Here is a 5,222-nt window from a genome sequence, read left to right as displayed (position 1 = left end):
AGATTGGCAGCCTTGCGTGGATAGATTCCCAAGTGACGGCGCGTATCCACGCCGTAAACGACGTGGTATTGCGCCTGTTCAGTATATAAACACAACCGCAGCCCGCGACGATCGACGACACCTTGCAACTACGACAGATCCTCGCTCTCTCGAAGCTTACTCCTCGAGCGTCGGCGGCTCGTGACGGCCGATGTGAATCTCGTGGGCTTCGATATCCTCGAGCGCGGCGACGCGGCCACCGATCGAAAGCTCTTCGCCGTCGTCAGTTTCCAGAGTGAGGCTGGCGACCTCCTCGCTGACCTCGAAGGAGACGTCGAGGATGCGTCCGCGGACGACGCGGGGGCCGCCGACGTCGACGTCTCGGCCTTCGATCGTCGCGTAGAACTCGCCGCCTTCCTCCATAACGTCCTTGACGCAGCGACGGATCGTCGCGTACTTGCGCGGGTACGTTCGGGATCCGCCGTCCTCGCCGAGGGTCCGTTCGGCCGTCGTCCAGAGGACGGTTCCGAAGAACCCGGAGACGAGGAAGCCGAGCGCGGAGCGGTTGAAGATGACGCCGTAGCGGTCCTGGTCGTCGCGCAGGGCGTCTTGGGTCGCGTAGATCGAGTAGTTGCCGTCGGCGACGGCGATGACCGGCGTCGTGATCCCGCGGCGGGCGCGGGCCGTCGTCGCGACCGCCTCGTACTCGAACTCCTCCGGATCGGGTGCCTCGCCGGCCGGCGTCACGATCAGGTCGACGCTGACACCGGCGTCGACGGCCGCTCGCACGTCCTCCTCGAAGCGCGTCAGCAGATCGGGCGTCAGCGACAGCGACAGTTCGTACTCCGCGTTGTCGATGACTTCCTCGAGGTAGCGCAGGATCGTCGATCGGGATTTTACGAGAGAGACCGCTTCCGTGTCGCGCGCGGGCGCGGTGTACCGCGCCTCGAGCTCGTTGATCATCTCTGCAAGCGAGTTCTGGACGTTCTCGAAGGCCTCCTCCGGATCGATCGCGACGACCTTCATCGGACGGGACTCGCGGAGTTCGACCAGTCCGCGGTCGCTCAGACTGCGAACCGTGTCGTAGACCCGCGGCTGGGGAATGTCGGTTCGGTCCGCGATTTCGCTGGCGGTGAGCTGACCCTGCTCGAGGACGGTCAGATAGGCGTCGATCTCGTACTCGCCGAGATTGAACCGATCGCCGACCTGTTCGACGGTCGATCGGAGTTCGTCTGGTGCCATGTATCGGCCTACGCCGCCGACGGATAAATGATTTATTATACTCTGAGTAGCACCTATTTTCGAAATTGGGTTGTCTACACCGTGTGTATTGGTCTCAGATAGCTAACGTGGCCGTGACAGTCAGAACGCTTAACCACAGCGGCCCAGAGTGTGACTCCATGCGCGGGCTGGGACAGTTGAACGAGAACGAGGCGGTCGAAGACGTTCGCGGCCTCCTGCCGTTCGACGCGGCCGAGTTCGTCATCGCAATCGCGGTGTTGCTCATCGGCTGGTACCTCTCGAAGGTCGTCGTCAGACTTACCGGCCGGACCGTCGCTCGGCAGATCGAGCGTCCCAGCGTCACCCGTACCGTTCTGCGCGGCGTTCGGATCTCCGTTCTGGTGATCTCGCTGATCGTCGCGCTGACGATTCTCGGCGTCGGCGACACCCAGATTCTCCTCTCGGTGACGGTCATCTCCGCGATTATCGCCGTCGTCCTCGCACCGCTCGTCGGAAGCCTGATCAACGGCTTTTTCGTCCTCTCCGATCGGCCCTACGAGATCGGCGACATGATCGAGGTCACTGACGAAGGCCACAAGGGGTTCGTCGAGGACATCACGATTCGCTACACCAAGATCTTCACCCTTCAGAATACGTTCATCGTCATCCCAAACTCCGAGATCCACGAGCGCGACGTGATCAACTACTCCGCCGAGGACGAACGCACGCGCCTCTCGCTCGATTTCGAGATCACCTACGACAGCGACCTCGAAGTCGCCCGCCGACAGGCCGAACGGGCCGCCCGAAACGTCGACGTGGTCATCTCCGGCGGCCCGGACATCCGAATCGGGAGTGCCCGTTACGGCGCCGCCCCGGCCTGCGTCATCGACGAGTACGCCGACGACGGGATCGCCCTCACGCTCCTCTTCTGGATCAAACACCCCTACAAGCAGGCCGTCGCTCGTTCTGCGGTGCAGGCGGCCATCCACGAGCGATACGCGGACGCCGACGTCGAGTTCGCCTACCCCCACCGTCATCACGTGTTCGACGACTCGAGCGGCGTCGCGCGAGTCATCGCCGCTGCCTCGGAATCCGATCGGACGGCGGCCGCCGCGGACGGTGACGAACGGGCCGCCGACGCCGATGGCGACAGCGATGGAGATCACGCCGTCGGCGCGGACACCGACGTCGATGACGCGGCCGATCGCTGAGCACGACGGGGGCAGTCGAGTCGACGCTTCCCTTCGGGGTCGCCGTCGACCTTCCGTAACGTGGTAACCGAGGTGGTCTTTTATCCGCTCACCCTGCGAAGTACCTGCTGTCATGTACGACGATATCCTCGTTCCAACGGACGGGAGCGCAACGATCACCGAAACGCTCGCACACGGACTCCCGATCGCCGAGGACAACGACGCCACGGTCCACGCGCTGTACGTCGTCGATAGCCGAATCACCGCCGCGGCAACCGAGGAGACCGGCCCCGAACTCGAGCGGTCGCTCGAGGACGAGGGCCAGACGGCCGTCGCCGACGTCGCCGACGACGCCTCGGCACGCGGCCTCGAGACCGAAACCGCCGTCGAGAAGGGGACGCCGTCGAAGACGATCCTCGAGTACGCCGAGGACAACGGAATCGACCTGATCGTTATCGGAACGCAGGGCAAGAGTCCTCGCGAGAAGGTCACCTCGCTCGGGAGCGTCTCCGAACGGGTCGTCGACAACGCGTCGATTCCGGTTTTCGTCGTTCGAAACGCCTGATACGGATTGCTGTCCCGATGTCCCCGGCGCACCCGCCGCCCGGGTCGCGGGTGCGCTGGACCTGACGGACAGTACCCCGTTGAGAGACGCGCAGAATCGGGAGGGAAACGACGGCGACGGACGACGGCCGACGGAGTCGGTCGACGACGTCGGGCTACGCTTTCGCGCTCTCGACCGTAATAACCTCACAGTCGAGATGCGTTCGCAGGTACTGATCGATATTGGGGTTGTCCGTCAAGCGACGGAAGATACGCCGCAGCCGACTCGCCTGTTGGCTGCCGATGACGACCGCGTCGGCGCCTTCGGCCGCGACTTCGTCGAGAATACTCTCCTCGACCAGAAACCCCGAACGGACGACGTACCGAGCGTTGTCGATCCGTCCGAACGACTGTTCGACGGCCGTTTTCAGGTCGATCCGCGTCACCTTCCGCCCGTTCTGGTAGAGGTCGACGTGCAACACCGTCAGCGCCGCATCACGCTCGTCGGCGATCTCGATCGCCTGCTCGAGCGTGCGCTTCGAGTGTCTCGACAACGGATACCGAACGGGGACCACGACCAGCGACATTACACAACCGAACGATTCCCGGCCGGGTAAACCTTTCAGTACGGACAGTCACGGTTGTGAACTATTACCATGTCTCCGGTGGACAGCCGGCTGCGTCGGACCGCGGACAGACAGCCATTTACCGAGCGCACTGCTACGTCGAGGTATGCAATCACGGTCCACCGCGGACGGGACGGTCTACGTATCGGAGACCGAGGGCGATCGAGGTTCGAAGGGCCCGTTCCTCGCAGCCTACGAATCCCGCGATGCACAGACGCGCTACGGCTGGTTCTGTACGAACTGCGAGAGCTTCGACAACGCGATGGACTCGATGGGACGGATCAAGTGCAACGCGTGTGGTAACTTCCGAAAGCCGACCGAGTGGGACGCTGCCCACGAGTAACGGCCGCGTTACTCCCCTACCGGCCCGAATCGCCATATATCCTGGCGCACCGTTCTTGCCGCTACTTTACTGTGGAAACTCGCGTTCGTCCGATAGCGATGCCCGCCAGACTCGATGCCCACCTTCGATAACGAAGTGTTTCGTTCACCAAACTCGAGTGAAAGTTCGACTTTGTAACTTGTAATCGCCGTATGGCTCTTTATTTCTGGAAAGTAGCGGCGGCTTCTCGTGACGGACCAACATTTATGGTAGTTGGCGCCGTAGCGACGTAGTGAATGGGTCCTGTTAACATGCGACTCGTCGAGCAGGCCAGGTCGATCTTCGCAGAACTCGGCTACACCGTCGAAGGAAACGGCCCGACGTTCCGTGCCGAACGAGAGTGGAAGGTCGTACACGTCAACACTATCCTCGAGACAGCAGAGCTTCCGACGGAGTCAGGACAGTTTCACTGTTTCGTCGCCGAGCCCGAAGATGCAGACGATCTCGAGAACCGGCTTCGGAGTACGAATCCGGAGTACGAGTGGGCGATCATCGTCGTCGACGGAGACGACTATCAGGTCGAACGAGCCCCACCAGGACCGCGCGTCTCCGCGTAGTACCGCCGCCAGAAATCACGACTCACGATCCGCGACGCGACTCGACTCGACCCGACCGTCCCAACCCAATACGATTTGACTCCCGGTCGCGGTCACAGTCGACAGCACCTTACTGCCCCCAATTTTTAGCTGAAAATGAGTGCGCTAAGCCCCCTTCCTCAGGGAGCGAACGGAGCAACGCGGAGTGAGCGAGCAGGGTTGGTCACAGTGCGTCTCGCGTCGCCGAAACGCCGGCACCGGGATCGACGTTCGCACCCATCGACTCGAGGACGTCGCCGAGCGCCGTCACCACGTAGATCACGTTCTCAGGCCGCGCCGAGTGTCCCATACAGCCGATCCGGAAAATCTCGCCGTCCAGATCACCGAGGCCGCTCGCGACCTCGAGATCGTAGCGCTCGAGCAGTTCCGAGCAGACCTCGCCGTCGTCGATCCCGTCGGGAACGCGAACGGCGTTCAGACTCGGCAGCCAGTACTCGTCGGGTGCGTTCATCTCGAGGCCCATTCCCTCGACGCCGGCTTTCAGAGCGCCGGCGAGCCGTTCGTGGCGCGCCCAACGCTGCTCGATGCCTTCCTCGGCGACCAGCCGCAGCGCCTCTCGAAGCGCGTAAACGTTCGTGATCGGCGCCGTGTGGTGGTAGGCGCGTTCGTCGCCCCAGTAGCCCTCGAGCAAGGAGAGGTCGAGGTACCACGAGCGCGGGTCTTCCTCCCGGGAGAGAACCTTCTC

Annotated in this window: 7 protein-coding genes; 4 read left to right on the top strand and 3 right to left on the bottom strand. The window is 62.8% G+C overall.

Annotated features, from left to right (window positions below; all coding sequences use genetic code 11):
* Window positions 1–156: 156 nt before the first annotated feature.
* Entirely contained in the window at window positions 157–1,221 is a 1,065-nt protein-coding gene (gene trmB / locus C493_RS00035) for an HTH-type sugar sensing transcriptional regulator TrmB (RefSeq protein ID WP_007257324.1), read from the bottom strand.
* A gap of 158 nt (window positions 1,222–1,379) precedes the next feature.
* Here trmB and C493_RS00030 point away from each other — a divergent pair, with 158 nt between their 5' ends.
* Both C493_RS00030 and C493_RS00025 read left to right on the top strand, forming a co-directional pair.
* Window positions 1,380–2,411, top strand: a complete 1,032-nt coding sequence (locus tag C493_RS00030; protein ID WP_007257323.1) for a mechanosensitive ion channel family protein — start codon at window positions 1,380–1,382, stop codon at window positions 2,409–2,411.
* Between the two features lie 112 nt (window positions 2,412–2,523).
* The gene (locus C493_RS00025; protein ID WP_007257322.1) at window positions 2,524–2,955 is read left to right on the top strand and encodes a universal stress protein; all 432 of its coding nucleotides are present in this window, start codon (window positions 2,524–2,526) and stop codon (window positions 2,953–2,955) included.
* A 154-nt stretch (window positions 2,956–3,109) separates the two neighbouring features.
* Here C493_RS00025 and C493_RS00020 read toward each other — a convergent pair whose 3' ends face one another.
* On the bottom strand, window positions 3,110–3,520 hold the full coding sequence (locus C493_RS00020) for a universal stress protein (RefSeq protein ID WP_007257321.1): 411 nt from the start codon (window positions 3,518–3,520) through the stop codon (window positions 3,110–3,112).
* Between the two features lie 145 nt (window positions 3,521–3,665).
* Between C493_RS00020 and C493_RS00015 the strand changes: the two genes are divergently transcribed.
* Window positions 3,666–3,902, top strand: a complete 237-nt coding sequence (locus C493_RS00015) for a DUF5816 domain-containing protein (RefSeq protein ID WP_007257320.1) — start codon at window positions 3,666–3,668, stop codon at window positions 3,900–3,902.
* 290 nt (window positions 3,903–4,192) lie between these two features.
* Entirely contained in the window at window positions 4,193–4,498 is a 306-nt protein-coding gene (locus C493_RS00010; protein WP_007257319.1) for a DUF7116 family protein, read from the top strand.
* Between the two features lie 202 nt (window positions 4,499–4,700).
* On the opposite strand, the gene C493_RS00005 is transcribed toward C493_RS00010, so the two are convergent.
* On the bottom strand, window positions 4,701–5,222 hold a 522-nt coding region (locus tag C493_RS00005; protein WP_007257318.1), incomplete at its 5' end, for a pyridoxal-phosphate-dependent aminotransferase family protein.

It is taken from the genome of Natronolimnohabitans innermongolicus JCM 12255, from assembly GCF_000337215.1.
In the GTDB taxonomy this organism is placed as follows: Archaea; Halobacteriota; Halobacteria; order Halobacteriales; family Natrialbaceae; genus Natronolimnohabitans; species Natronolimnohabitans innermongolicus.
Note: the sequence above shows the minus strand (reverse complement) of the source record. Positions and strands in the feature narration are given on the sequence as shown.

Bases quoted from the DNA above. Each gene is read 5' to 3' on its own strand.
- C493_RS00010 (WP_007257319.1), top strand. From the start codon at position 4,193: ATGCGACTCGTCGAGCAGGCCAGGTCGATCTTCGCAGAACTCGGCTAC.
- C493_RS00015 (WP_007257320.1), top strand. From the start codon at position 3,666: ATGCAATCACGGTCCACCGCGGACGGGACGGTCTACGTATCGGAGACC.
- C493_RS00020 (WP_007257321.1), bottom strand. From the start codon at position 3,520: ATGTCGCTGGTCGTGGTCCCCGTTCGGTATCCGTTGTCGAGACACTCG.
- C493_RS00025 (WP_007257322.1), top strand. From the start codon at position 2,524: ATGTACGACGATATCCTCGTTCCAACGGACGGGAGCGCAACGATCACC.
- trmB (WP_007257324.1), bottom strand. From the start codon at position 1,221: ATGGCACCAGACGAACTCCGATCGACCGTCGAACAGGTCGGCGATCGG.
- C493_RS00030 (WP_007257323.1), top strand. From the start codon at position 1,380: ATGCGCGGGCTGGGACAGTTGAACGAGAACGAGGCGGTCGAAGACGTT.